This window comes from Streptomyces lancefieldiae (assembly GCF_031845825.1).
Classification (GTDB): domain Bacteria; phylum Actinomycetota; class Actinomycetes; order Streptomycetales; family Streptomycetaceae; genus Streptomyces; species Streptomyces lancefieldiae.
Genome location: NZ_JAVRFH010000385.1, coordinates 1 through 409, shown reverse-complemented (window position 1 = coordinate 409; position 409 = coordinate 1). Strand labels below are relative to the sequence as shown.

General features: G+C 34.7%; 1 protein-coding gene. It reads right to left on the bottom strand.

The annotated features are described in order from the left end of the window. Positions 1-69: 69 nt before the first annotated feature. Positions 70-315 (bottom strand): four helix bundle protein, encoded by a 246-nt coding sequence (locus RM812_RS43295; RefSeq protein ID WP_394816620.1) that lies wholly within the window; start codon positions 313-315, stop codon positions 70-72. Between the last annotated feature and the right edge of the window lie 94 nt (positions 316-409).

Genomic DNA, 409 nt, shown 5'->3' with positions numbered 1-409 from the left:
GTTAATGGTGAATTGTTAAGGATATCATTGTTGAAATAGTGTCTAATTCTTCGCCAATTATATTAATAATTACCCATTGCTTTTGGCAGTTTTTATGATTGATGTTATAAGCTTCAAGATTTCAGTAGCATCATTGTTCATCCTATTGAACTTATCATTCGTTAAATAATCAGTTTCTTTCATCAACTCAAGCCAATATATTGATTCATTTATTTCTTTTTGCGCTATTGACATTTTATGTTTAAAGTCGGGCTTTGATTCGGCATGCTCTGCTTCTCGCACGATCGCTCCCACGCATGTCCCGCTTCGTAACAATTGTCAGGAGAGCACAAATTCTTTCCGATTTGCAACAAAATGCTGATACAATTTCATCACTCTGACAGCAAAATTAAAGCTCTTGACTTTCACA